We start from the raw sequence: 24924 nt of genomic DNA, 5'->3' as shown, positions 1-24924 counted from the left end.
TTTCTCAAACCAATTGGTCCTAGAAGCAGAGAGGGAATTATGAGAAGAGCATCATCAATTTTAAGAAAACACCGCGCAGGTGACCGAGTTTACATTCCTAGTGACTCACGCGATAACCAGTATATTTTGGCTGAAATCCAATTAACAGACGAGTTAATTGAATCCATTGTCGGCACAATCGACACCAATGCAGACCAGCCATATCAAAAGTTTTACCAAAAATTGTCTCATCAAATTTTTGAAGTAGTTGAACAACACGGCCTGACACACGTTAATTTTGTTGCGAATAACAAACTTGTTCGTGTACGTTACAGTGGCGAGCAACAAGTGCTGCATAGTAATCAGCAGTCTTTTTTCTTTTACTGCCCAGAACATAACAGCACATTTAAAAGCTATTACGACAACGCAATTAGAGCTCGAAAAGTAAAAATATTATTTTTAGCAACCGGTGACGAGTTACGCCTTAATTCTGGCAAGTTCCATAATGCCGTGTTTAAAGCGGTTAAAGACATTTCAGCTAAAATAGGCTTAGCACCTAACGCAATAAAATTACGCGACCATCAACATCTTACTTTTGATTTATTCACGAAAGAAAAAGGTCATAAAGAAACTATCACTCATAGTTTCCGTGAAATTGCTGATCGCTATCAAAGCCAAGGTCAAAAGATTGGTGAACACACCTCAATTACTTACGCGATTGCCAGTGTACCAATGGCTCGACGTTTATTAAAAGGCACTGACATTGATTACAACTGTGATACGCCTTTCACTAAATTGTATGAAAAAGTAGAAAGCATATTTAAAGACGCATGTAGTGAAAACAATATTGACCAAGCGGCACTAATTGCCAATGGCCTGTCACCGTTTGTTCGTTATGACGAGTCAGAAACAGCAGAAGTACAAGGTGAGTTAATATCTATTGGTGTGGATCCAAGCAATAACAAAAGCCGTTTCTGTGTACATTGGAGCGGTGATAAATTAGCAGACACAATACGTTTTGTCTTTTTCGCTGACGAGTCAGATGAAAATAATAACAACTACGGGAAGTTTGTTAATCAAGTGATGCAAACCGTAACTAAGTTTGCTGACGATGTGAATTGGAAAAAAGATAACGACGATATTATCATTCGTGTTCACCAACATATCATGCAACAAGTGTAATATTTATATGCCCCTGAACAACTTTGAGATGGGGCTTTTTATTCACATTAAGACGCGCAAAGTTTTCGAACTGAACTAAACTGACTAAGGTTGCCTTGGATTTGGTGGTTTAGTTTGAAGTTATTATTCGTAACGCTTTTAATATTACCTAGTTGTTTTAGTGCCGCGAGTAATGCGCAGGAAAAAATCTCTATTGCATTAACTCATATTCCAAATGTAATGGAATATAACAACGACAAAGCCCCCTATAATTTACTAGTAAAACATCTCGTTAAAAAAATTGATTTCGATTTAGAACTTAATTATATGCCCAGCTCGCGCTCTAATAAAAAGCTGCAAGACAGATCTGTTGACTGCATATTCCCGACCATCCCAACGGCAAGCCGCAGCATTCCAACGCAATTAAGCTCAAAAGTTAATAGTATTTCTGCGTATATCTTCACTATCGGCCCAGAAAGGTACACAAAACTCAGTCAGCTCCACAACAAACTTGTTGTGCATCAAAGAGGATATTTGTTTGGGGACTATATTACGGAACAAAAACACATCAATTTTTTTCCCGTTGTAAGTCAGCAGGCCGCAATTGGCATGTTGCAAAAAAAGAGAGCGGCGGCATTAATTGATTATTTACCCGACCTTCGTTTTATTTTAACAAAAAAACAAATGTCCAAATTAAACTACGAAGAGCTGAGTCCATTATTACAATCTTTTGACTATTTTGAATGTATTGTAAATCCGCGGGTGGACAGTTTTGTTAAAGAATTAAACAACACACTCGAGGTGATGAAAAAATCAGGGGAATTAGAAGAGGTACTAGGTTTGTATTACCTTTCAACTGAGTCGCAGCTAAAGCAAGATCAATAGCCAGATACAAAAATGCCAGTGACAAGTCACTGGCATTCATACTTTTAAAACTAACTAATTATGCTTCAGCAATAACGTTAATTTTGATAGACGCAGTTACTTCTGGGTGAAGTTGGATAGCGATATCAAACTCTCCAGTTTCACGGATTGCGCCTTCAGGCATTTTAACTTCAGCTTTAACGACTGCAACACCAGCTTCTGAAATAACGTCAGCGATGTCACGAGTTCCGATAGAACCAAATAGTTTACCTTCGTCACCAGCTTTAGAAGCGATAGTCACTTCTGCAAGCTCAGTAACTTGAGCAGCGCGAGCTTCAGCGGCAGCTAATTCTTCAGCAACTTTTGCTTCTAATTCTGCACGACGAGCTTCGAATTGCTCTAAATTGCCTTTAGTCGCTGGAACTGCTTTTCCCTGTGGGAATAAGTAGTTACGCGCGTAGCCAGATTTAACGACTACGTTGTCACCAAGTGAACCTAAGTTGGCAACTTTATCTAAAAGGATTACGTTCATATGTATTAAACCTCTTAATTACCAGTCTTATTGATGTAAATCTGTATAAGGCAACAATGCTAAAAAGCGTGAGCGTTTGATTGCACGAGCTAGTTGGCGTTGATACTTTGCACTTGTACCTGTGATACGGCTAGGTACGATTTTTCCACTTTCTGTAACATAGTTACGTAGAGTTGCTAGATCTTTATAATCTATCTCTTTGATGCCATCTGCTTTGAAACGGCAAACTTTACGACGTCTAAAATAACGTGCCATTAGAGTCTCCTAATTGAGTTTTTCAATGTGTTGAGCGTGAAGTGCAAGAATGGGTTGACCATTTTTACTTTCGTGACGGTTTAAAAAACCACTCACATTAACTTCATCACCTACAACAAAATTTTGTATTAACTGCCTTTGTTGTTCACCACAGGTTACAACATGAATTCGAATATAAGCGTTTCGGCTAAACTCGTCTTCCTGTTGAATAGAACGATGTTCAATTGAAAATTGACCATGAACTACGCCTGCAGGACTTTCAGAAAACTTGGGTGATTTGCAAATTTGGCCCGTTAAGACCACCTGATTAAACACCTAAGCTATCCTCAATTAAGCAGCTTCTTTCTTCTCTTCTTTAGCCAGAGGAGAAGGTTCAGTAACTGCATGGTCCTTACGGATAGTTAGAGAACGCAATACCGCATCGTTGTAGCGGAATGTTTCTTCTAATTCAGCAATTACTTCACTCGGCGCTTCAACATTCATAAGAACGTAGTGTGCTTTGTGTAATTTCTCAATTGGATAAGCTAATTGACGGCGACCCCAGTCTTCAAGACGGTGTACTTGGCCATTGGCTTCAGTAATAGAACCAGTATAACGTTCAATCATACCAGTTACTTGTTCACTCTGGTCAGGGTGAACCATAAAAACGATTTCGTAATGACGCATCGTTAGATTCCTTTTGGATTAGTAGCCTTAAACTCAAGCTCAGCCAAACTTGTACAAAGGCAAGGAACAAAAATTGATAGCTGATTTGGGGGCGCAATTATACCTACTTTTTGATTTGGCTCAATCGATTTGATGACTTTTCAAACAATTAGTTTAGATAGGCCTATTTTGTTAGTACTTACCAACCGCATAAGCTTAAATTTCACCCAAAATGTAACAAAGTGTTGCACAGAAAAAGCGCAACCTTTATTCTGTATAGCAAATGAGCAATGTGATTTAAGAGCAGTGCCGTAATTAAGCTAATTAAGAAAAATAAAAATGGCTCAAGCTGAACAATGTAGTTTTGCTATCAAATATTTAGAATCTCAGGTCGAAGACAACTATTCTCGATTTGTCGTAGCGACCTACGTGTTAGGCATCATTGCATTGCTATTTTGTTGCCGCAACATTTACCATCAAGTCAACGACATTAATGGAGAATACAGTAGCCCATACCTAATAATTTGGTTTGGCTTATTTTTAAGCTCAGCCGTTTTCCGTTTTGTTTTACCTACAGCGAAAGCCTATAACAACATTAAGAACATGGACTTCTTGATGATGAGTTACGCCGTAATCGTATGTATTATTGCGGCGTCTATTACCGCTTTACAGTCCTTATTAACGCCAAATTTCACCGCATTCTCTTTTGCTATTTTAGGCACAGTAACCGCCTACCGAGCCTGTTCTCTTAAATATGTCATCATTATGGCAATTGCCACAACCCAATTCTCTGTGGTTTATTTCCATTTTTATGATCAGCCTTTTAGCGTCCTATTTTTGTTTCCCATCATTGCGATTTGTGTCGTTTCATTTTTAATTGCCAACTCGCTAGAGAGCAACCGCAGACTGATGTTAAAACTGTCCATGGACTTAAAAAAGACCAACGAAAAACTCAAAGAAGAATCCATTCAAGATCCATTAACAAAATTGTACAACAGACGTTATTTAACGGACTTCTTACAGCGCGAAATTAAAGAATTTGCACGCTCAAATGAGTCTTTTTGCATTGCTGTATGTGATTTAGATCACTTCAAAAAAATTAATGACACATTAGGTCACTTAACTGGTGACCAAGCCCTTATAGCAATCGCGGAAGTATTAAAACAAAGTAGCCGAGCTACGGATATTTTGATCCGATTTGGCGGTGAAGAATTTGTTATTGTTATGCCACGTACTAAAATTTCGGCTGCACTTACCGTGATTGAAAGAATGAAGGAAAATATCGAGAAAAATCAATTTGAAGGAATTTCTTGGCCGCTAACAGCAAGTTTTGGATTAACTCAAATTAAACCCAAAGACACTGACATTCTGCTCCTTGCCCGCGCTGACAATTTACTTTATCAAGCCAAAGATGCAGGCAGAAATTGCATCATGACGGATCAGGTCGAACATACTCAAAACATCACAGGCTAGTTTTAAATTCATCTAAAGCTGTGAAGTCGATAGCGATATCGTTTTACTGTCGATCTGCTATTAAAAGTGCCTTGAAATACGCAACAGCATTGGCGTATATCAAGACACGGTTTTCATAGCGGCTTATTGCTTATAAACAACACCGTCTTTCATTACAAAAGTTACATTTTCCATAAGATCAATATTGCTAATTGGATTGCCATCAACAGCGACGATATCCGCTAAATAACCCGCTTTAATTTGTCCAATGTTATCCTGTTGCAAAAGATCAGCACTATTTAATGTTGCCGCCTGAATCGCTTGCATAGGTGTCATCCCAAACCGTACCATACGAGAAAACTGTTTGCCGTTATCGCCATGTGGATAAATTGCCGCGTCTGAGCCAAATACCATTTTCACACCAGCTTCGACGGCCATTCTAAAGCTATCACGTTGTGCTTTTGATACGAGTTTTTCTTTGTTGATGTTTTCTTCTGGGACACCATTTGCTTCACCAAACGCCAACGTATACTCCGTATTATAAATATCACACGACAAGTATGTACCGTGCTCTAGTGCCAAATCGATTGCTTCTTGGTCCATAAAGCTACAGTGTTCAACACTGTCGATACCAGCACGGATAGCGGCTTTAATACCTTCAGTCCCGTGCGCATGTGCCGCAGCAATTAGACCGCGCATATGAGCTTCTTCGACTGCCGAGCGGATTTCTTCTTCCGTTAATTGTTGTATGCCAACTTTAGTGCCCTTTGAAAACACACCACCTGTTGCACACACTTTTATTGTGTTTGCGCCATACTTGATGTTTTCACGCACCTTAGTTCGCACCGCCCACGGACCATCTGCGACACCACCACTGATACTTTCTGCTTCTGGTGGTGAGAAATTATCATCACAATGACCGCCTGTAATACTAACAGAATGGCCTGCGGCCCAAATTCGAGGCCCGACAACTTCACCAGCGTTAATGCCGTCTCGTACACCAATGACTGAGTAACCCTTTGCACCCAAGTTACGAACTGTAGTGAATCCAGCCATCAAAGTTTTTTTAGCATTTTTTACCGCTTTTACCGTCATCCTAGGAACCGAGTTTCCTTTTGATGCCAAAAAGTTCTCTTCCGCATCACCAGTTAAATGAACATGCATATCCATTAAGCCTGGTAATAAGGTTTTCCCCTGTAGGTTAATAATGTCAGCGCCTGCATCAGCGGAGACTTTGCCCTGTCGGCCAACCTCTATAATCACGTTATCTTCAACTAAAACCGACACGTAATTAATCGTTTCGCCACTTTCCACATCGACATAGGCGTCGGCGTTAATGAGGGTTTGTTGTGCTAGTAAATTTGAGGAACAGAATAAAATACTCAATAAAGCTGCTACCGGGACCAAACGCATATGTTACCTTCCACTTTTGTTTTTTCTTATTAATACCTTTGCTTATTAAAGCAGAGTTTCCTAAACAAATATCGGTTTTTATATCGAAGTTCCTGTTGTTCATCGTATTTATCGAGGATGGACGCAAATCCATATGTAAATTACATAAAAAAAGGCACTACGTCGTAGCACCTTGATTTAATATTGCGTCAGTCACTAATTATTACGGACCTATGCTCCGATAACATCGTCGAGTTATACCGACTCCAAGTCACTGTCTGACGCTTCACCGTCGGCTTCTTGATCATTATCCTCGGCATCATCTGGCGAGGACGTTTTAGGATCTTCTCCAATCGCCATTAGCTGTTTCTTCTGCTCCGGCGTGATCTTATGAATTGCCGAAATAAAACATTTCACAGGAATAGTATTCGGCACTAACACATAATCAAATTTAGCCCGCAAAGACCCACCTTGATGTTCTATAGCTAATTGATGAGCAAAGTCGAGATCAAAACAGTTCCGTTGCAATGTCACTAAATAAGGTGAGCGAAAATTACGGTATAAAATAAGGTGTTTCGCCCCTAAAGAGGACCACTGATCAAATTTGAATCCAGGGATTTTATCAGTACGTTCAAGGTTGTTATCCACCACAAACTGTTCATAGGCGGCAGTCCGTTCTTCTTTCGTGAGCGTATTATTTGAGGCGCAACCAACCAATATAAACCCAGCGACAATTATTGATAAAATGAGCTTAAACATAATACCCCTTACTTATTTTAGTTTTACTTAGTATAACCATGAATCTACTACAATATCGTTATCAATTGTAACTATCTATCTAAACCATTTGTAATAACGACATACGATATAGCCAACAAGAACTTTCGTCACACCTTGCTTCCTGTTATTATCGCGCCAAATTCTGATGTCGTGTTTTACAACACGATATTTACTACATTATTTTAGGTGCCTACTCTGTAGGGTAACTGGGAAGATTGGTGAAAATCCAACGCTGCCCCCGCAACGGTTATTTTGAAAAAATAAGCCCGATACCGACCTAAGATAAATAACCGATTTGCGGTGGGCGAATACGGCATCCAACTTCGCCTATTCGTCGCGACCTTGTGTGCCCTTTTCGTCTCATCGAGCTTATATAAGCTCAACTACGAGATGACATGAAACAGTTCTTATTTACAGCTTACTTCTTTTTAATCACTGCAACGCAGGCATTTGCTGACGTCGGTGAAAAATCAGATCAGACTGTAGAAAAAATAGAGCGAATAGAAGTCCTAAATAATAGCGAGGATACCTCACTTAATACCTATTTAATTGACCAACAAGCCTTATTAGAAACAGCCAATAGCTTATCTTCTGTTTTAGCCAGCTTACCTTCGGTGCAAATACGACAGGTGGCAGGGTTGGGTAACCCAATTGCAATTTCAATCCGAGGTTCAACCAGTCAACAAGTTAATCTACGCATCGATGGTCAACTCATTAATACCGGTCAATTTGGCGGGTTCGATTTAGACCAGATCCCGTTGGCACTAATAGAGTCAATTGAAGTCAGTCAATATCAATCGACATCTACAGGAGTCACACCTATTGGTGGCGAAATTCGAATTAATACAATCAAAGGCGATGGCAGCAATGCAAGTTTGTCTGCCACGTTAGGCAGTTGGCAAACCCAAGAAATTAACTTGAAAGGGAATTTGCTTTATAAACAGCATCAGTTGTCGATGAGTGTAAACCACCAGCAAACAGACAATGATTATGAGTACTTAGTACCGCAAAGCTTTAACAATAGTCAAGAGTCAATAACCGAACCTCTGCGGAATAACCACTTTAGAAAAACTACTTATTTTTTAAGTGACGAGTTTTCATCAAGTAACACAACAACGTCAATCAATGCTCAATATAACGAGCAACTCAAAGCCATTCCTAATTATCAAAATAACTCTCCAGAAATGGCATCAACGCTAGAAAATACCAACTACAGAGTTGGTTTTGAACACGCGACTATACAACCATTTGATTTGTGGCAACTCGACTACGCTGTTAATTTGGAAGCCTATTGGTTTAATCAACAAGAAACATATACAGACCGACCAAAGGCAAGTAAAAACGACATTTACCAATACGATACAGATCAATTTTATGTGCAGTTTTCGGCTCCGACAAAATTCAACACCCTAAAAGTAACGCCCTACATTAATATCAATAACCAAACATTTGTTTCAGATAGTTGGGTTAATCAACAGCGCCCAGCTTGCAATAATTTTCAAAGCTGTGATGTTGAGGCAACTCAACGTTTAATGAACCTCGGCTCGCGACTGAATTGGCCAGGAAAGTCGGCTATACAGTATTCATTACTGTGGAATTTTTTGAACGCTAAAAACACCAATGACGCCCGTTACCAGCCAGATACAAAGAGCTTAAACAGCAGTTATTCTCACCACTCAGCTGAATTTGATGTGAGTTATCGGTTTAACCATCATCGCATTTCAGCCCATATCGCTAAAGGGATAAGAACCCCAACGCTAAGCGAATTATTTGGTGACCGAGGTTCTTTCAAAGGAAATGAAGACTTAAAGGCTGAACTTGCCAATTCAATTTCACTTAACTGGCTCGCCCGTTGGCAAAATATCAATATTCAAAATACGCTGTATGCCCAACAAATTGATAATTCAATCGTCGCTATATTTAATTCAAGTGGCATCGGTAGTTACACCAATGTCGCGTCATCAACGTTATTTGGTCTATCGACGCAATTGGATATCACCGTAACGCCGAATTTTAAACTTATCGCAACCATCGACCTCATTGACTCAAATACACAATCTGACATTCATGTGTTTGATAATAAAAAGCTGCCTGGTATTTACCACCAACAATATCAAGTTCAGGCCCAATATTCGTTTAACCAAACTTGGTATCTAAGCCTCCAAACTCGAATCGAAAACGACTTGTACTTTGACCGAGCAAATAAAGTCTCGTCTCATTCTGGTTTTCCAACGGACAACAATACCACGCAGCTGCAATTGTCTTGGCATCACGCCAAGTACAGTGCCTCGTTGGCGATAAACAACATTTTTAACCAATCCTATTACGACTTAGCCAATCGGCCAGCGGCCGGTCGCAACATCAATTTTAAATTTACTTTGAAGGAGTTCTAATGAAACAACAGTACAAACTTACTCTCGCGGCCCTATTCGCCGTCACTTTTATCTCTGCCTGTAGTAGCGATGACGACATTAAAGATGACAACACTGATGTCGAAATCATTGTTGAAACCACACCTAGCAATGCCGTTGTTCAAACGATTGCACCTGACTATACATCATCAGAATTAGTTATGGTTACCGGCGACGACGCGCAAGTCAGCACAGGTTATCAAGTCAAAGACAAGTCAGACTTTACGGTATCTGCCTATAACAACGAAGTGTTCCATATTGGTCGTTTTGGGATTGATACTATTGAAAAGTTTGCCTCTGACAATCTCGATGTGGCGACTTGGTCTTACTCTACTCAAGATGACTTAGACACGACATCTCGTAACCCTTATGCCATTGCATTTGCTTCTGATCAAAAAGCGTATTTATTGCGTTATGGCTCACCAACGGTTTGGATTGTTAATCCACAAGCAACTCAAGCTGAAGACTTTAAAATTGGTGAATTGGACCTAAGTGCTTATGCTGAAAATAACAGTGCTCAAACCCCATCACCTTCATCTGCAGTGATCACCGATGGAAAGTTATTTATCGCCATGCAACGTATAGACGATAGTTGGAACGCTCAATCAGCTTATGTTGCCGTGTTTGATACTGCAACTGACGCTGAAATTGAAACCAATGCATCGTCAACCGATAGCGTTATGGGTATTCCAGTTAACGGCGTTAATCCGCTTGAAAATAGCTTAGTTGCATTTGGTGATGAAGTATTTATTACATCACGCGATAGCTACTCTAGCTTTGACTTAAGTGGCAGCATGATTGAAGCAATTGATACAGACACGTTTGCATTACGTGAAGTATTAACCGCTTCGGATATTACGGACAATACAGCGGCTAATATCAAAGCTTCAGTGGTTGTTGACGCTGACACTGGGTTTTTCTACGTAAGCCAAAGTGTTTATGAACCGTCATACCACGAAGTTTCTGCTGTATACCAATTTAACCCAACAACCGGTGAAATTAACGATCAAACTGTTGCGGGTTCTGGAGAAGAAGCAATCAATGCTATTGCTTATGATGCCAATGGATATCTTTGGATTGCAGTAGGCTCAAACACCACGCCAGGTTTAGACATTCTCGACTTAGAAACTGGCGAATTATATGGTGAGCGATTACTTACAGACTTAAACCCTGCGGTTATCGCAATCTTAGAAGATTAGGTTTTTAATGCGCTTGAATGAGCGCGTTCGAGAAACTATAAACGTTTAGTTTTCAAAATTTAAAAAGGGCGGATAGTTAAAACGCCCTTTTTTATTGCCTATCTTTTTATTTGTGCGTTCGTTGATAGTTAACCCTTTGCTAAGCACTTGCCCCTCTCAAAGCGTCAAATAATAATTAACGAAACCCATCTATCTTTTTACACATGTCACCTAGGCCAATAAGCATTCGACGACTAAAGCGATGAATAAGATCAGCATCTACTTCCATAAATTGATTGTTTTTAACCGCCGGTACAACAGTCCATTTTTGCCAATCGATTTTAGGTTGAGGCTTATCTGACTTTTCCTGCGGCATAATAATAATTGAAGGCTGAGCGACAATGACATTCTCAATACTGATCTGGGGATACTCAGTTGGGTTGTTGGCAAAAACATTGACCCCACCACACGTTTCAATAAGTTGATTGATCCATGTATTTTTATTTACTGTCATCATCGGTTCCGACCACAATTGATAAAACACGTCAACAGGATGGCGATTACCGTAACGTCGTTGAATAATCTCCAAGTCATCTTCAAACTGATCCGCGAGTACCTCTGCATTATGTGATAAGCCGGTTAACTCGCCAAACATTCTAAGTTCCGCCGCAACGCCACTCAATGAAGTAGGCTCGCTGTAAATCACAGGTAACCCCAACTTTTCTAATTGAGCAATATCAGCATCTTGATTCCCGCCTTTCCAGACAATGATGAGATCAGGTTTAAGGGCCAAAATCTTTTCCATTTGAATGCCGTAATAGCCTCCAACCCTTGGAATATCTAACGCTTCCACGGGGTAGTCGGCATAATCGACGGTGGCGACAATTTTATCACCCGCACCAATATCAAATAACGACTCAACGATATGCGGTGCGAGCGCAATAATTCGCGTCGCTGGTTTTATGTTCACTTTGGACGCAGCCATGCCAGAGCTCGAAAGCGTTAGGCCGAAGCTAATTAGACACGTTAAAATACTCGCGGTTATCAGATTTTTCATGGGTTAGAAATCAAATCCTTTTTGTGCTTTCACACCCGAATCAAAGGCGTGTTTGACGTTTCTAACTTCACTAACCGTGTCGGCCAATTCAGTTAATTCACGGTGCGCGCCGCGACCGGTTAAGATCACTGATTGCATTTTTGGTCTATTTTTTATCGCTTCGAGCACATCTCCAAGTTCGATGTAATCGTAGGTGATCATATACGTTAATTCGTCGAGTAAAACCAAATCGATACTCTCATCTGCCAAGTACTGCTTAGCGACAACCCAAGCTTCCTGAGCTGCGGCCGTATCTGAGTCACGATTTTGCGTTTCCCAGGTAAAGCCGGTTTCCATAAACGTAAATGGAACACCAACTTTTTGCAATAAATTGCGTTCACCACACTCCCAGCCGCCTTTAATGAATTGCACCACTGCGGCACTCATACCGTGCCCAACACAACGCGCAACAGTGCCAAAACCAGACGTAGATTTTCCTTTACCGTTTCCGGTTATCACTTGGAATACACCTTGTTCGGTTTGTGCTTTAGCGACTCGTTCGTCGACTTCTTTTTTTATCCGTTTTTGACGTTCTGCGTGTTTCTCGTCGCGGCGGGCTTTTAGTTCATCTTGACTCATGAGTCATTCCTATTATTTGTTGTATTTTTTGCATATCTAAATTAGCGCGTAATGAATTGGCTAATTGATCCAGTTGTTCTTCTCTATGACGGTTTAAGTCAAATCCTGCTTTAATACCGTGTGCAGGGTTTATCCAGTCAAACAATAAATGGCTTATCTGTGGGCTATCAAATAATCCGTGGATGTAAGTTCCCATAATTTGATTATCGTCTGAAACAAAACCGTCAGGTTTTTTCACAATGCCCTTGTCTTTATCATAGTCGTCAATATAAAAAGCTGGCTGACGTAATGCGGCTCCTGTGGAATGGCCACAATGAATTTCATAACCGTTAAACGAAACAGCGTGCAGAGCACTCGTACCAGAAATTTGAGTTAAGATCTTCGATTCTGTTAACTCAGTTTCAAAGTCAGCTAATGCTAACCCTTTGGTTTTAGGCGTACTGGACTCAACACCATTAGGATCAAAAATGGTATGGCCTAACATCTGAAATCCGCCACAAATACCCAGTAATTTGCCGCCATAACGCAAATGCCGATTAATTTGCGCCGGCCATTTGTTGTCTTTTAAGTGAGTCAAATCGCCAATGACATTTTTACTGCCGGGTAAAATAACCAGATCACAATTAGGCAAAGATTCAAATATACCAACATATTGTAAATCAACATTTGGGTGTAACCGAAGTGCGTCAAAGTCCGTATGATTGCTAATGTGCGGAAGCACAATTACGGCAATTTTTAATTGCACAGTTCCGGTCTTATTTTCAATGCTTATCGCATCTTCAGCATCTAACGCTAAATCGTGAATATAAGGCAAAACCCCCAAAACCGGCTTATTTGTTTTATCTTCCAGCCAATCAAGTCCCGATTGTAATAATGCAATATCGCCACGGAACCGATTTATCACAAACCCTTTTACCCGCGCCTGCTCTGTTTCAGATAGCAGCGCCAATGTACCGACTAGGTGCGCGAATACACCACCTTTATCGATATCGGCAATAATAATAACCGGGCAGTCGACAGCTTCGGCATACCCCATATTTGCAATATCATTTTCCCTAAGGTTAATCTCAGCAGGACTGCCCGCCCCTTCCACTAACAATAGGTCAAACTCAGTGGCTAATCGTTGATGCGAAACCAGTACCGCGTCCATCGCCACTTTTTTGTAGTCGTGGTAAGTATCCGCTTCCATGTTACTCAAGGCTTTTCCATGAATAATGACCTGCGCGCCTGTATCTGAGTTTGGCTTTAATAAAATGGGATTAAAATCGACTCGCGTTTTTTGTCTTGCCGCAACGGCTTGTAGTGCTTGGGCCCGGCCAATTTCACCACCATCGTCGGTAACGGCACTATTAAGTGCCATATTTTGTGGTTTAAACGGGGCTGTTTTTACGTTTAAATCTGAGAAGACTCGACACAGTCCAGCGACTAACGTGCTTTTTCCTGCATCGGACGTAGTACCCTGCACCATTAATACTTTCATTGTTCGCCCTTTTGCGGTTTTAGCCTCATATTTAAACCGGCGACAATAAAATCAACCTTACCAGCAAGTCTTGCGATATCCTGATGTAGCCACCCAGCTTGGTCGACAAAAGTACGAGACAATTCACCCAAAGGGACTATGCCCTGACCCACTTCGTTACTGACCAATACAACCAGAAATTTATTGTGTGCCGCGTTTTCCAGCACGCTGAGCAGCCGCTGCTTTTCATTTTGCCACGCCGCGTCATTGTCTTTACAAAGCCAATTAGTTAAATACAGAGTTAAACAATCAACAATAATGCAGGTGTGTTCAGTTGCATTTTGCTCTATCGTATCGGCTAACTGAAGTGGCGATTCTATTACTGCCCAACTTGCTGGGCGATGGTTTTTATGATGTGCGATGCGATCAATCATTTCATCATCGAGACCTTCGGCAGTCGCAATGTAAATGACGTTTTTTCCTGATCTTGCAGCAGCGTTTTCGGCAAAACGGCTTTTGCCAGACCGTGCGCCCCCTAAAATAAAGTGAATGCTGTTGGGTCCCATCATTATCCCACCAGCCAAACAACTAAGAGGACGTAAACCAGTATTTCAAACACTTGTTGTGTGGCGCCTAATATATCGCCGGTGTACCCGCCAAGTTGTGATTTCATGTATTTCTTAAATACCAACCGTAATGCCAATATAACGCCAATACTCAATAAAACATGGGTTATGGCAACCTCCAATACGAATAACAATATCAAGCCAACAATAGCTAAAGAGCACATTAATAATCGCCATGCGCCGCTAGGTAACTCCTGTGCAATCGGCTTGGTTTTGCTTTGTTGATCAAGTTGCACGTAGGGCAACGCACCAATTAGGCTCACCGCGATAACTCGACTCACGCTATGACTTGTGAACAAAGCGACAACAAACTCAATAAAGCCGACATTAATAAGACTAACAAGCAGTTGGTATTTTAATAACAAAACAATAATCAACGCCGAACTGCCATACGTTCCAATACGACTATCCTTCATAATGTTGAGCTTTTGTTCTTGAGTCCAACCACCACCGAGACCATCGGCGGTATCAGCCAAACCATCTTCGTGAAAAGCACCGGTTAACATTAAGCTAACGGCCATACTTAGCGCGACAACAATTTCCGGAGGAAGTATCAATAACAGTGGCCAACTAACAATGGCTAAAATCGCGGCAAGAACAAAACCGACAAATCCAAAATAAGCGGATGTGTGGTTTATGTCACTGTCATTGACCTGCTCTTTGATCACGATAGGAATACGAGTTAAAAACACCAGTGCCAAACGGAAATAAAACCAATGTTGTTGAAGGTTTTGTCGCTTGCTCATTTGTGAGTTTGAAGTTGAATTCATTGGTTCGTCACAACATCGTCAACCTGCGCTGACTCAAAACTGGCCATGTCATTATAAAAGCCACAAGCGGCCATAATGAGCGGCAAACTTAATGCTGCGCCAGTACCTTCGCCTAACCGCAAATCAAGATCCAGTAGTGGCTCCGCGTCAAACCAATCTAACATAGCCGCATGACCCTGCTCGCCGGACGCATGGGAGAAAATTAAGTAATCACTGACATGTGTATTGATGAGTTTCGCTACCATGGCCGCGGCGCTGCAAATAAAGCCATCGACCACAATGGGTATTTTTAACTCTGCCGCCGCTAACATAGCACCGCAAATTTGCACAATTTCGAAGCCCCCTAATTGGGCTAACAATGTGATTGGCTCATTAGGAGTCGATTGTGACACCTTTATTCTGTCGACAGCCTGTTGGACTAGTTTGATTTTATGCTTAAATACATTATCGCTAATGCCGGTACCTCGACCTACGGCGTCGGCCGCCGATAAATTTAATATAACCGCCATCAAAGCCGACGCACTGCTCGTATTGCCTATGCCCATTTCACCAAATGCAATTAAGTTACAGCCTTGTTGATGTTTCTCAGCGACAAGAGATTTAGCCAGCTCAAAACCTTTGATAACTTCCGCCGTTGTCATCGCATCTTGCAAATGAATGGCCTGTGTCCCCGCGCCTAATCTTTGGTTTAAAACACCAAGGGATTCAGCAACAGGAACAAGTATACCCGCGTCAACGACGGTGAGTTGCCAATGGCACTGACGAGTAAACACGTTAATGGCCGCTCCGCCGTTGGCAAAATTCATCACCATTTGTTGCGTCACTTCACTGGGCGCTATGGATACCCCATGCGCTGCGATACCGTGATCAGCGGCAAACACAATTAGGTTAGGCTGAGTAATTTCTAAGGTTTGTTGCCATGCGCCTGCGTTGTCTGAATAAATTTCAGCCAATGTTACAGCAAGAAATTCAAGCTTACCGAGGGCACCAAGTGGTTTCGTTTTATTGTTAATTTTATTGGTAATTAAAGCGCTAAAAGAAGTCGACAATGGGGCTATTTCAAACATATTAATCAAGCGCCTTACGTTTTCGTAAATAAAGGAGAGACAGAAAAAATACGCTGCCAATGGCTGAGGTAATAATTCCAATAGGTAGTTCTTGATTGGTCAAGATTATTCGTGAGCCTATGTCTACCCACAGCATAAAAATCCCGCCAACAAAGGCGGTGACAAAAAAGCTAAACCGACTGCCGTTAGTCACAAAATAACGAACAATATGCGGGATCATTAACCCCACAAAACCTATCCCGCCGCATAGGGCAACTATCGATGCCGTCAATAACGAACTCAACAGCAACATATTGATACGTAGTCGCGATACATTAATCCCTAATGTGGTGGCGCTTTCATCGCCTAATAACAACGCGGTGAGTTGGCGTTGATGTAAAAACATAAAAACTAAACAGATGGAAACCACTGTGGTGGGGATCCATAGGGTTTGCCAATCCGCTCGGGCAAAACTACCTAAGGTCCAAAACATAATCGAGGTGACCGCTTGTGGATCACTCCAATACAGCATTAAACTGGTAAAAGCGCTAAATAAAAACGATAACGCCACGCCAGCCAACAGCATATTTTCAACTTGTCTAGGGCCATAATGCCCTGCAATAACTAACAACATCACAACGGCAAGCAAGCTACCGACAAATGCGCCTATCGACAAATAAAAACCAAATCCCAACGACGTAACAGACATAAGGGCAACAACACCTAAAGATGCGCCTGAGGAAATGCCAAATAAATAGGGATCTGCAAGTGGATTTCTCGTCACTTTTTGTAATATCAAACCCGCTAAAGCCAAACCACATCCAGCGACAAATGCCAATAAGCTGCGTGGCATCCGTAAGTCCCATACAATGCTACTAATATAGCTAGACTGATCATTCGATAGCCCAAACACTGAATCAAATACTTGGCTAAACGACAACGGTGCGGCACCAATAGATAACGCTGATGCAAAACTGAAGATTAAAATGAGCAAAAGGATTACTGAAAAATAGACCATTTGTTTAGTTGCGTTATTCTTCATGGTCGGCTCCCGCAACATAGCCATAATAATAAGTAACTAATGGTGCACTATGCTGAGGATGCTCAGACACTTTTGTGCAAACATCAAATACCTTAGACAATTGATGTTCTGTAATAACCGATTTAGGTGAACCACTGGCCACCAACTTACCCCCTTTTAATAGCAATATGTTGTCACACATCGAAGCCGCTAGATTGAGGTCGTGAAATGACGCTATAACGGTAATACCTAAAGACTTAGCCAATTCCATAATTTGAATTTGATATTTGACATCAAGATGACTTGTTGGTTCGTCCATGATGAGAACCTGCGGTTTTTGTACAATGGCTCTGGCGATCATCACTCGCTGTTTTTCACCACCAGATAAAGTTTCAAAGTTATCCGCTTGTTTGTCGCTAACACCAACCTGTGTCATTGCCGCTTGCACTGCTGCATGATCGTTTGCATCTAAGCGACTTAGCCACGACTTATGAGGCGTCAGCCCCAAGGCGACGACATCGGCCACTTTGAGCTGAAAGTCTTGCGGTGTGTGCTGCAATACAACAGCCACTTGTTTGGCGTATTCTGTTGGCGACAACGTTTGAATGTCATCACCTATATAACGCACAACACCTGAAGTTGGTTTCATATAACGATAAAAGCAACGAAGTAATGTCGACTTACCAGCGCCATTAGGCCCTAATACGCCGGTAAAACTTCCTTTATTTATGGAGCAAGAAATATTGTCGAGAATAACGCGTGATTGAACGTGCCAACAAAGTTGGTCAACGTCTAAAATAGTTTGCTGCTGTGTAGATATCAAAGTCACGCCGTTTGCTTAGCTCTAATAATGCGGGCGTAAAGAGGTAGATCAATTTAAAGGTAAACTGATGTTTCCCCTAATACGAGTATGCCCGCTCGTTTAGGTCAATTATGTTCTTATTAAAATACTCTGGTATCCTGACTTTCAGCTACTCGATGTTTGCCTTCCCAACCATAATTTAATTTTGGCCAGTGGTTTCAAACATTGCTCTGAATACAGTTGCGGGTACAGTTGTGGATTCGAACCACATTCCCAGTTTTAATAAGTTGTCTCTGAGCGCCATCATACAGCAAAATAGCAATTAGTATGAAGAACAATCAGACATCTGGATGGCTATTATCCAAAAGACTACATAAATAGCAAGGTCAAACTTGCCTCCTGACTTAAAAAACATGATTTAAAACAAGGCTAAAAAACAAGGCTTACCCAAGGAGGATGATTGTCGTCGGAATAAACTTTAACGCAAATAACACCGCCATATTTAACCTCTAATCGACTGTGAATACTGCTCAACGGCGACACCCCAGTGACCAAACCAATGATTTGTTTGATAACACCAGCGTGGGTTACAACCAAGACGTTTTCTTCTGTATGCTGTGCAACTTGATGTTCCCACCATGCTTTGACTCGAATCGAAAAATCAGCAAATGTTTCCCCCCGCGGAGGCGTTACCGTATCCGGTGTTTCCCAAAAGTCGCCAATATTTGGCTTAGGCATCTGCCAAAGCTGATCAAACGCTTCGCCATCCCACTCGCCAAAGTTCATTTCTTGGATTGCGGAAGAGAAATCTAGGGGCAAATTTTGATTAATTGAAAATTCTTTTGAAAATACTTTGCAACGTTTTAATGGCGAAGAAATACAGCGATTTATATCAAGTCCATAAGTGGAAGTACGCATTTGTTGCAATCCCACTACTGACAGCGGAATGTCTGTATGCCCTGCCAACTGGCCTTTGCCGGTTAATTCACCATGCCGTAAAAAATAAAAGTAACAGGTTTTCAAAATCATTCCGACGAACTTTTGTTCGTTTTTCAACCTTATATTCCAGCTAGATTGAACTAAGTCGATAAACAAATCCAACTTTTTTGGATTAAAAGTGTGCTGTTTTATGCTTTTAATGGTAGAATCCCGCGGCTTTTTTTAACCAATCCATTTTGAGAAGATAGAGTACGATATGGCTGACTTATCTAAATACAGAAACATAGGTATCTTCGCTCACGTTGATGCTGGTAAAACCACAACAACTGAGCGTATTTTAAAATTAACTGGTCAAATTCATAAGACCGGTGAAGTACATGACGGTGAGTCTACGACTGACTTCATGGAACAGGAAGCTGAGCGCGGTATTACTATCCAATCAGCAGCAGTAAGTTGTTTTTGGAAAGACCACCGTTTTAACGTTATCGATACTCCAGGACACGTTGACTTCACAGTTGAAGTATATCGTTCTCTTAAAGTATTGGACGGCGGTATTGGTGTATTCTGTGGTTCTGGTGGTGTTGAACCACAATCAGAAACTAACTGGCGCTACGCGAATGACTCAGAAGTTGCACGTATTATCTTCGTAAACAAATTAGACCGTTTAGGTGCTGACTTTTACCGCGTTGTTAAACAAACTAAAGACGTACTTGGTGCTAACCCACTAGTTATGGTACTTCCAATCGGTATCGAAGACGATTTCACTGGTGTTGTTGACTTGCTTACACGCAAAGCTTACGTATGGGATGACACTGGTCTTCCTGAAAACTACGAAGTAACTGATGTTCCTGCGGACATGGTTGACAAAGTAGAAGAGTACCGTGAAGCGTTAATCGAAACTGCTTTAGAGCAAGACGATGACCTTTTCGAAGCATACTTAGAAGAAGGCACAGAGCCTTCAATGGAAGACATCAAGCGTTGTATCCGTAAAGGTACTCGTACAATGGATTTCTTCCCAACATACTGTGGTTCTGCATTTAAAAACAAAGGTGTTCAATTAGTTCTTGACGCTGTTGTTGATTACTTGCCTTCACCTACAGAAGTTGATCCTCAGCCACTAACTGACGAAGAAGGCGAACCTACTGGTCGTCACGCTATCGTTTCTGCTGATGAATCTTTCAAAGCGTTAGCATTCAAAATCATGGATGACCGTTTTGGTGCCCTTACGTTCGTACGTATCTATTCAGGTAAACTGAACAAAGGTGATACGATCATGAATGCTGCTACAGGTAAAACTGAGCGTGTTGGCCGTATGGTTGAGATGCAAGCAGATGACCGTAAAGAACTTACTTCAGCACAAGCGGGCGACATCATCGCTATCGTTGGTATGAAAAGTAACGTTCAAACTGGTCACACATTATGTGATCCTAAAGACCCAATCATCCTAGAAGCAATGGTATTCCCTGAGCCAGTAATCTCAATCTCTGTTAAGCCTAAAGATAAAGGTTCAACTGAGAAAATGGGTATTGCCATCGGTAAAATGGTTGCTGAAGATCCAACATTCCGCGTTGAAACTGACCAAGATTCTGGCGAAACAATCCTATCTGGTATGGGTGAGCTTCACTTAGACATCAAAGTTGATATCTTAAAACGTACTTACGGTGTTGAATTAGAAGTTGGTGAACCACAAGTTGCATACCGTGAAACTATCACGCAAGCAGTTGAAGATTCATACACGCATAAGAAACAATCTGGTGGTTCTGGTCAATTCGGTAAAATTGATTACCGTATCAAGCCTGGCGAACCTGGTTCTGGCTTCACGTTTGCATCAACTGTTGTTGGTGGTAACGTACCAAAAGAATTCTTCCCGGCTATCGAGAAAGGTTTTGCTGGTATGATGGAAAATGGTGTTCTTGCTGGATTCCCTGTACTTGACGTTGAAATCGAACTATACGATGGTGGCTTCCACGCAGTCGATTCATCTGCTGTAGCATTTGAATTAGCAGCACGTGGCGCATTCCGTCAGTCAATTCCAAAAGCAGGTGCACAACTACTTGAACCAGTAATGTTAGTAGACGTGTTCACTCCTGAAGATCACGTTGGTGATGTTATCGGTGACCTTAGTCGTCGTCGTGGCATGATCGCTGGTCAAGAAGCGGGCGCGACTGGCGTACGTATTAAAGCTGATGTACCACTTTCAGAAATGTTTGGTTATATCGGGTCATTACGTACTATGACTTCAGGCCGTGGTCAATTCTCTATGGAATTCAAAAACTACATGCCTTGTCCTAGCAGTGTTGCAGAAGAAGTTATTGCTGCCGCTAAAGAAGCTAAAAAATCTAAATAAGTTTTTAACTAAATTTATTGTAAAAACCGCTGATTATTCAGCGGTTTTTTTATGCATGTAAATCAACAAAGTACGTCTAGAAGGAACAACAAAGCAGCCTCAGTCTTAAGTTCACAATATTAAAATTTTCTAATATAAGATATTCCCCTATTGTGAAAGTCCGACATTACTACTATTGTTACCAATACTTATTGTAAGAAAATTAGAAGACCCTATTATCAGCATGTATTCCTACGTTGCCCGCCAACCTATCGTTGATAAACATAATAATTTATATGCCTATGAATTATTGTTTCGAGATACTGAAAACAACACATTTCCAAAAATACACCCCGACACGGCGACAACAACACTTATTGCAGAAAATGAACTCACTATGGGTTTGCAGAAAGTAACAGACAATAAATTAGCCTTTATAAATTTCCCCACCGATACACTAATTAATAACTTTCCAGATTTTATCGACCCAAGTACGGTTGTTATAGAAATCCTTGAGGATGTAGAAGTCTCCGACAAATTAGTCTCAGCGTTAGAAACACTCAGTAAAAAAGGTTATGTTTTTGCACTAGACGACTTTAACTTTGATGAAAAATGGTTACCTATTGTGCCATTTGCCCAAATAGTCAAAGTCGATATTCAACTGGTAAGCCTTCTACAATGTATGAAGCAAATTAGACGTGAAGAATATAAACATGTTATTTGGTTAGCGGAAAAGGTTGAGACAGAAAAACAGTTTGCTCAATATTTGTCACTCGGCTTCACCTATTTTCAAGGATACTATTTTTCTCCGCCTGAGATGATCAAGAAAAACAAAGTAAGCCTATCGCAAAACCTAGTTGTCGAGTTGATTAGCCTAGTGAGCGAACCTAAATTAAATTACAACACACTAGAACAACTATTCTTAAAAGACATAACGCTAACGTATAAATTACTGCGCTTTTTAAACAATGCAAACAAGCAACTTGAGAAAGAAATAGAAAGTGTCCGACACGCCCTTATATATTTAGGTGAGCACGAAGTTAAAAAATATTTATCATTGCTGTTAATCGCAAATTTAGCGTCGGAGAAAAATAGCGATTTAGTACTAAAGTCGCTTCAACGAGCTAAATTTTGTGAAATAGTTCTGACTAATGCAACGGATAATAAATTTGATGACAAAGCGTTCTTAGCGGGTATGTTGTCGCAGATAGATTTAATCTTAGGATACCCACTCGATGACGTTTTACAACTCATTCCATTGCACCCAGAAATAAAAGCGGCATTGGTAAAAATAGAATGTCGCCGCTCAATTGCGCTCCAAATCGCTAAAGCAAAAGAGCAAAATAACGAAGAACTTGTGGTCAAATACGCCGAACAATTAGACGCGCCAATGGAAAAAGTTGACGCCGCTTATGCGTTTGCGCTGGATTGGTCTAAAACTATCATTTAATCCTCTGATTTGCTTTGTGGTACACTCCGCCCCGTACCACATTTCTAATTAAAGAGGCCCTGATTTTGAGCGAAGTCATATCCAAACGTCTAAACAAATATATAAGCGAATCTGGCTTTTGTTCTAGACGTGAAGCCGACAAGTTAATCGAGCAAAATCGCGTAAAAATTAACGAACAAATTCCCGAGCTCGGCACAAAAGTTTTGCCAGGAGATACTGTAACAGTTGATGGTAAATTGATTAAAGCGAGTGCCGAAAATAAATCGGATAGGATCTATATTGCCTACAATAAACCAATTGGCATTACCTGTACGACTGAAAAACATGTTAGGGGCAATATCGTAGACGCGATCAATCACAAGCAACGTATTTTCCCAATCGGTCGCCTCGACAAACCTTCCGAAGGGCTCATATTTTTAACCTCTGATGGCGATATTGTTAATAAAATTCTTCGTGCCGAAAACGCCCATGAAAAAGAATATGTAGTTACTGTTAGCACCCCATTAAACGACCGATTTAAATCTCGAATGGAAAAAGGTATCCCAATCTTAGGTACCGTAACTAAACCTTGTAAAGTTAAGCTTATTGGGCCAAAGCAATTTTCAATTATTTTAACTCAAGGACTCAATCGACAAATTCGCCGCATGTGTGAATATTTGGGATATGACGTTACGAAATTAAAACGCACACGAATAATGAATGTATCGTTAAAAGGGTTAGCTGTAGGACAATGGCGTGAATTGACCAAAAATGAAATGGCGACAATAAATAACGCAGTGCAGGGCTCATCCAAAACAGCCGACTAAACCATACAAATAATGACTTAAATAAACCACTAATTTTGGCATTTTTGCCAGATAGTGGTTTATTAAACCAAACGCAACGTTTCTTTTTTATAGAAGCATATTTTAAACCTTTAAAATCATATAGTTAAAACATGGCCTCGATTTTGATTGTTATAGCTTAATAACGTTAAAATTAGGACCGTTTAAAAATATGAAAAAGCTATTCGTTAAATTCACTATCCTTGCGCTGTTTACTACTGCGATCTCAGCCTGTGTCATTCATGTTGGGGGCAACAAAGGCCAAAAAGCCAACGTGCAATTAACTGAAAAACTCGAGCTTGATGCCACAGGATTACGTAATTTTGAAATCGAAGCGGGTGCCGGCGACCTTACTATTAGAGGTATTGAGGGACAAACCAACATTATTGTTGAAGCTTCAATCTTCACAACAAAACAAAAAGATTATCAACTCACACTAAGAAAAAACGGTAAATCCGCTGAGCTAGTTGCAAAACATGACGGTAGTTCTGGCTACTGGATTGGCTCTTCACCGCGGATACATTTACAAATAACCATGCCACTTGAACTCGCTTTAACTATCGATGATGGTTCTGGGGATATTTCTATATCAAACGTCACCAACGGTATTGCGATTGACGACGGCTCTGGAAACATTTTGCTCAATCAAGTTGCCAAAGACATTGTCATCGATGATGGTTCTGGTGACATCGTCGTTAAAAACGCAGACGGAAATGTTTGGATTGACGACGGCTCAGGTGAACTCTATATCGCCAATATTAAAGGTAATGTGGACATTGAAGACGGCTCTGGCGACCTAACAGTAACTCAAATATCGGGTTTGGTGACAATTGACGATGGTTCTGGTGACATCTCAATAAATACCGCTGGCGGCTTAACGATAATCGAATCGGGTTCTGGCGGATTGGCTATTTCTGGTATCAAAGGGAACGTCTCAATTGACGACTAATGGGGTATAAAATGAAAAAGCTTCTTTATACAATCACAGGTGGTTTGTTGGTGTTCTTAGGTTTGATATTTGTCATTGTCCCTGGGCCGTCGCTGTTGCTACTGATCCCAGGCTTGTATCTACTTAGCTTTGAATACCCAGCGGCAAAGGTTTGGCTAAAACGATGTCAAAAGATGTTGAGTAAGAGTGCCCGTTGGCTTGATGCTCAAATTAGCAAACGCCGCCGTTCCGATTAATTCAGCTGCAAAACGCCCGACCCTGTTGGGCGTTTTGGATTTTGCTATTCCTATTCCTAAACAATCACAATGCCACCGCAACATTGTTAAAAAATACACATCACAAATTAAAACCTAAACAAATTCAGTGTCAGCTTTCAATTTTCCTCATC

Annotated in this window: 25 protein-coding genes and 2 riboswitches; of the genes, 10 read left to right on the top strand and 15 right to left on the bottom strand. The window is 40.9% G+C overall.

Translation table 11 applies throughout. The features are described from left to right. Positions 1-39: 39 nt before the first annotated feature. Together KO525_RS15145 and KO525_RS15140 are read left to right on the top strand one after the other, a co-directional pair. Positions 40-1161, top strand: a complete 1122-nt coding sequence (locus KO525_RS15145) for a DUF3083 family protein (protein ID WP_215964681.1) — start codon at positions 40-42, stop codon at positions 1159-1161. 114 nt (positions 1162-1275) lie between these two features. Then, entirely contained in the window at positions 1276-2025 is a 750-nt protein-coding gene (locus KO525_RS15140; RefSeq protein WP_215964680.1) for an ABC transporter substrate-binding protein, read from the top strand. A 58-nt stretch (positions 2026-2083) separates the two neighbouring features. On the opposite strand, the gene rplI is transcribed toward KO525_RS15140, so the two are convergent. The 4 genes from rplI to rpsF are packed head-to-tail and all read right to left on the bottom strand — an operon-like array spanning position 2084 to position 3457. Further along, positions 2084-2536: a 50S ribosomal protein L9 gene (gene rplI / locus KO525_RS15135; RefSeq protein WP_215964679.1), complete on the bottom strand. Its 453-nt coding sequence runs from the start codon at positions 2534-2536 to the stop codon at positions 2084-2086. 27 nt (positions 2537-2563) lie between these two features. After that, positions 2564-2791 carry a 30S ribosomal protein S18 gene (gene rpsR, locus KO525_RS15130; RefSeq protein ID WP_215964678.1) on the bottom strand — a complete coding sequence of 76 codons (228 nt, stop codon included), beginning with the start codon at positions 2789-2791 and terminating at the stop codon, positions 2564-2566. A gap of 9 nt (positions 2792-2800) precedes the next feature. Next, complete coding sequence (gene priB / locus KO525_RS15125) at positions 2801-3106, bottom strand: primosomal replication protein N (RefSeq protein ID WP_215964677.1); 306 nt, start codon at positions 3104-3106, stop codon at positions 2801-2803. Between the two features lie 15 nt (positions 3107-3121). Continuing rightward, entirely contained in the window at positions 3122-3457 is a 336-nt protein-coding gene (gene rpsF, locus KO525_RS15120; protein ID WP_215964676.1) for a 30S ribosomal protein S6, read from the bottom strand. A gap of 318 nt (positions 3458-3775) precedes the next feature. Here rpsF and KO525_RS15115 point away from each other — a divergent pair, with 318 nt between their 5' ends. Beyond that, positions 3776-4909, top strand: a complete 1134-nt coding sequence (locus KO525_RS15115; RefSeq protein WP_215964675.1) for a GGDEF domain-containing protein — start codon at positions 3776-3778, stop codon at positions 4907-4909. 123 nt (positions 4910-5032) lie between these two features. Here the strand turns inward: KO525_RS15115 and KO525_RS15110 are convergent, their stop codons facing one another. Continuing rightward, the gene (locus KO525_RS15110; protein WP_215964674.1) at positions 5033-6301 is read right to left on the bottom strand and encodes an amidohydrolase family protein; all 1269 of its coding nucleotides are present in this window, start codon (positions 6299-6301) and stop codon (positions 5033-5035) included. 234 nt (positions 6302-6535) lie between these two features. Beyond that, positions 6536-7039 (bottom strand): DUF6491 family protein, encoded by a 504-nt coding sequence (locus KO525_RS15105; RefSeq protein ID WP_215964673.1) that lies wholly within the window; start codon positions 7037-7039, stop codon positions 6536-6538. Positions 7040-7227: 188 nt separating this feature from the next. Next, positions 7228-7356: riboswitch (cobalamin riboswitch) on the top strand. Positions 7357-7455: 99 nt separating this feature from the next. Here KO525_RS15105 and KO525_RS15100 point away from each other — a divergent pair. Both KO525_RS15100 and KO525_RS15095 read left to right on the top strand, forming a co-directional pair. Beyond that, positions 7456-9453, top strand: coding sequence for a TonB-dependent receptor (locus KO525_RS15100; protein WP_215964672.1), 1998 nt, complete (start codon positions 7456-7458; stop codon positions 9451-9453). Next, positions 9453-10670, top strand: a complete 1218-nt coding sequence (locus tag KO525_RS15095; protein ID WP_215964671.1) for a cadherin repeat domain-containing protein — start codon at positions 9453-9455, stop codon at positions 10668-10670. Before KO525_RS15100 ends, KO525_RS15095 begins: the two co-directional genes overlap by 1 nt. A gap of 175 nt (positions 10671-10845) precedes the next feature. Here KO525_RS15095 and KO525_RS15090 read toward each other — a convergent pair whose 3' ends face one another. The 9 genes from KO525_RS15090 to KO525_RS15050 form a co-directional block, all read right to left on the bottom strand. Next, entirely contained in the window at positions 10846-11706 is an 861-nt protein-coding gene (locus tag KO525_RS15090) for a cobalamin-binding protein (protein ID WP_215964670.1), read from the bottom strand. Positions 11707-11709: 3 nt separating this feature from the next. Further along, complete coding sequence (cobO, locus tag KO525_RS15085) at positions 11710-12324, bottom strand: cob(I)yrinic acid a,c-diamide adenosyltransferase (protein WP_215964669.1); 615 nt, start codon at positions 12322-12324, stop codon at positions 11710-11712. Beyond that, complete coding sequence (locus KO525_RS15080) at positions 12311-13804, bottom strand: cobyric acid synthase (RefSeq protein ID WP_215964668.1); 1494 nt, start codon at positions 13802-13804, stop codon at positions 12311-12313. Before KO525_RS15080 ends, cobO begins: the two co-directional genes overlap by 14 nt. Next, the gene (gene cobU, locus KO525_RS15075; RefSeq protein WP_215964667.1) at positions 13801-14352 is read right to left on the bottom strand and encodes a bifunctional adenosylcobinamide kinase/adenosylcobinamide-phosphate guanylyltransferase; all 552 of its coding nucleotides are present in this window, start codon (positions 14350-14352) and stop codon (positions 13801-13803) included. Before cobU ends, KO525_RS15080 begins: the two co-directional genes overlap by 4 nt. Beyond that, positions 14352-15179, bottom strand: a complete 828-nt coding sequence (locus KO525_RS15070; protein ID WP_215964666.1) for an adenosylcobinamide-GDP ribazoletransferase — start codon at positions 15177-15179, stop codon at positions 14352-14354. Before KO525_RS15070 ends, cobU begins: the two co-directional genes overlap by 1 nt. Next, positions 15176-16246: a nicotinate-nucleotide--dimethylbenzimidazole phosphoribosyltransferase gene (gene cobT, locus KO525_RS15065; protein ID WP_215964665.1), complete on the bottom strand. Its 1071-nt coding sequence runs from the start codon at positions 16244-16246 to the stop codon at positions 15176-15178. The genes KO525_RS15070 and cobT overlap by 4 nt, the downstream gene beginning before the upstream one ends. A gap of 1 nt (position 16247) precedes the next feature. After that, positions 16248-17267 carry a FecCD family ABC transporter permease gene (locus tag KO525_RS15060; RefSeq protein ID WP_371744423.1) on the bottom strand — a complete coding sequence of 340 codons (1020 nt, stop codon included), beginning with the start codon at positions 17265-17267 and terminating at the stop codon, positions 16248-16250. Next, on the bottom strand, positions 17257-18075 hold the full coding sequence (locus tag KO525_RS15055; protein WP_215964664.1) for an ABC transporter ATP-binding protein: 819 nt from the start codon (positions 18073-18075) through the stop codon (positions 17257-17259). Before KO525_RS15055 ends, KO525_RS15060 begins: the two co-directional genes overlap by 11 nt. 103 nt (positions 18076-18178) lie before the next feature. Further along, a riboswitch (cobalamin riboswitch) is annotated at positions 18179-18364 on the bottom strand. 113 nt (positions 18365-18477) lie between these two features. Next, a complete protein-coding gene (locus KO525_RS15050; RefSeq protein ID WP_215964663.1) occupies positions 18478-19071 on the bottom strand; it encodes a histidine phosphatase family protein in 594 nt (197 codons plus the stop codon). Between the two features lie 172 nt (positions 19072-19243). Between KO525_RS15050 and fusA the strand changes: the two genes are divergently transcribed. From fusA to KO525_RS15025, 5 genes are all read left to right on the top strand, one after another. Next, positions 19244-21334 carry an elongation factor G gene (gene fusA / locus KO525_RS15045; protein WP_215964662.1) on the top strand — a complete coding sequence of 697 codons (2091 nt, stop codon included), beginning with the start codon at positions 19244-19246 and terminating at the stop codon, positions 21332-21334. Positions 21335-21557: 223 nt separating this feature from the next. Then, positions 21558-22763 (top strand): EAL and HDOD domain-containing protein, encoded by a 1206-nt coding sequence (locus tag KO525_RS15040; RefSeq protein ID WP_215964661.1) that lies wholly within the window; start codon positions 21558-21560, stop codon positions 22761-22763. A 65-nt stretch (positions 22764-22828) separates the two neighbouring features. Next, positions 22829-23569, top strand: a complete 741-nt coding sequence (gene rluF / locus KO525_RS15035; RefSeq protein WP_215964660.1) for a 23S rRNA pseudouridine(2604) synthase RluF — start codon at positions 22829-22831, stop codon at positions 23567-23569. Positions 23570-23759: 190 nt separating this feature from the next. Continuing rightward, positions 23760-24536: a DUF4097 family beta strand repeat-containing protein gene (locus KO525_RS15030; RefSeq protein ID WP_215964659.1), complete on the top strand. Its 777-nt coding sequence runs from the start codon at positions 23760-23762 to the stop codon at positions 24534-24536. Between the two features lie 11 nt (positions 24537-24547). Next, positions 24548-24772, top strand: coding sequence for a PGPGW domain-containing protein (locus KO525_RS15025; protein WP_215964658.1), 225 nt, complete (start codon positions 24548-24550; stop codon positions 24770-24772). Positions 24773-24924 lie beyond the last annotated feature (152 nt).

Source organism: Psychrosphaera sp. B3R10 (assembly GCF_018861025.1).
Taxonomy (GTDB): domain Bacteria; phylum Pseudomonadota; class Gammaproteobacteria; order Enterobacterales; family Alteromonadaceae; genus Psychrosphaera; species Psychrosphaera algicola.
The sequence above is the reverse complement of the archived record's forward strand: the minus strand, read 5'-3'. Positions and strand labels throughout refer to the sequence as shown.

Excerpts from the sequence above, each read along its gene's own strand:
- KO525_RS15145 (WP_215964681.1), top strand. The coding sequence starts at position 40 with ATGAGAAGAGCATCATCAATTTTAAGAAAACACCGCGCAGGTGACCGA.
- rplI (WP_215964679.1), bottom strand. The coding sequence starts at position 2,536 with ATGAACGTAATCCTTTTAGATAAAGTTGCCAACTTAGGTTCACTTGGT.
- rpsR (WP_215964678.1), bottom strand. The coding sequence starts at position 2,791 with ATGGCACGTTATTTTAGACGTCGTAAAGTTTGCCGTTTCAAAGCAGAT.
- rpsF (WP_215964676.1), bottom strand. The coding sequence starts at position 3,457 with ATGCGTCATTACGAAATCGTTTTTATGGTTCACCCTGACCAGAGTGAA.
- KO525_RS15115 (WP_215964675.1), top strand. The coding sequence starts at position 3,776 with ATGGCTCAAGCTGAACAATGTAGTTTTGCTATCAAATATTTAGAATCT.
- KO525_RS15110 (WP_215964674.1), bottom strand. The coding sequence starts at position 6,301 with ATGCGTTTGGTCCCGGTAGCAGCTTTATTGAGTATTTTATTCTGTTCC.
- KO525_RS15105 (WP_215964673.1), bottom strand. The coding sequence starts at position 7,039 with ATGTTTAAGCTCATTTTATCAATAATTGTCGCTGGGTTTATATTGGTT.
- KO525_RS15100 (WP_215964672.1), top strand. The coding sequence starts at position 7,456 with ATGAAACAGTTCTTATTTACAGCTTACTTCTTTTTAATCACTGCAACG.
- KO525_RS15095 (WP_215964671.1), top strand. The coding sequence starts at position 9,453 with ATGAAACAACAGTACAAACTTACTCTCGCGGCCCTATTCGCCGTCACT.
- KO525_RS15090 (WP_215964670.1), bottom strand. The coding sequence starts at position 11,706 with ATGAAAAATCTGATAACCGCGAGTATTTTAACGTGTCTAATTAGCTTC.
- cobO (WP_215964669.1), bottom strand. The coding sequence starts at position 12,324 with ATGAGTCAAGATGAACTAAAAGCCCGCCGCGACGAGAAACACGCAGAA.
- KO525_RS15080 (WP_215964668.1), bottom strand. The coding sequence starts at position 13,804 with ATGAAAGTATTAATGGTGCAGGGTACTACGTCCGATGCAGGAAAAAGC.
- cobU (WP_215964667.1), bottom strand. The coding sequence starts at position 14,352 with ATGATGGGACCCAACAGCATTCACTTTATTTTAGGGGGCGCACGGTCT.
- KO525_RS15070 (WP_215964666.1), bottom strand. The coding sequence starts at position 15,179 with ATGAATTCAACTTCAAACTCACAAATGAGCAAGCGACAAAACCTTCAA.
- cobT (WP_215964665.1), bottom strand. The coding sequence starts at position 16,246 with ATGTTTGAAATAGCCCCATTGTCGACTTCTTTTAGCGCTTTAATTACC.
- KO525_RS15060 (WP_371744423.1), bottom strand. The coding sequence starts at position 17,267 with ATGAAGAATAACGCAACTAAACAAATGGTCTATTTTTCAGTAATCCTT.
- fusA (WP_215964662.1), top strand. The coding sequence starts at position 19,244 with ATGGCTGACTTATCTAAATACAGAAACATAGGTATCTTCGCTCACGTT.
- KO525_RS15040 (WP_215964661.1), top strand. The coding sequence starts at position 21,558 with ATGTATTCCTACGTTGCCCGCCAACCTATCGTTGATAAACATAATAAT.
- KO525_RS15030 (WP_215964659.1), top strand. The coding sequence starts at position 23,760 with ATGAAAAAGCTATTCGTTAAATTCACTATCCTTGCGCTGTTTACTACT.
- KO525_RS15025 (WP_215964658.1), top strand. The coding sequence starts at position 24,548 with ATGAAAAAGCTTCTTTATACAATCACAGGTGGTTTGTTGGTGTTCTTA.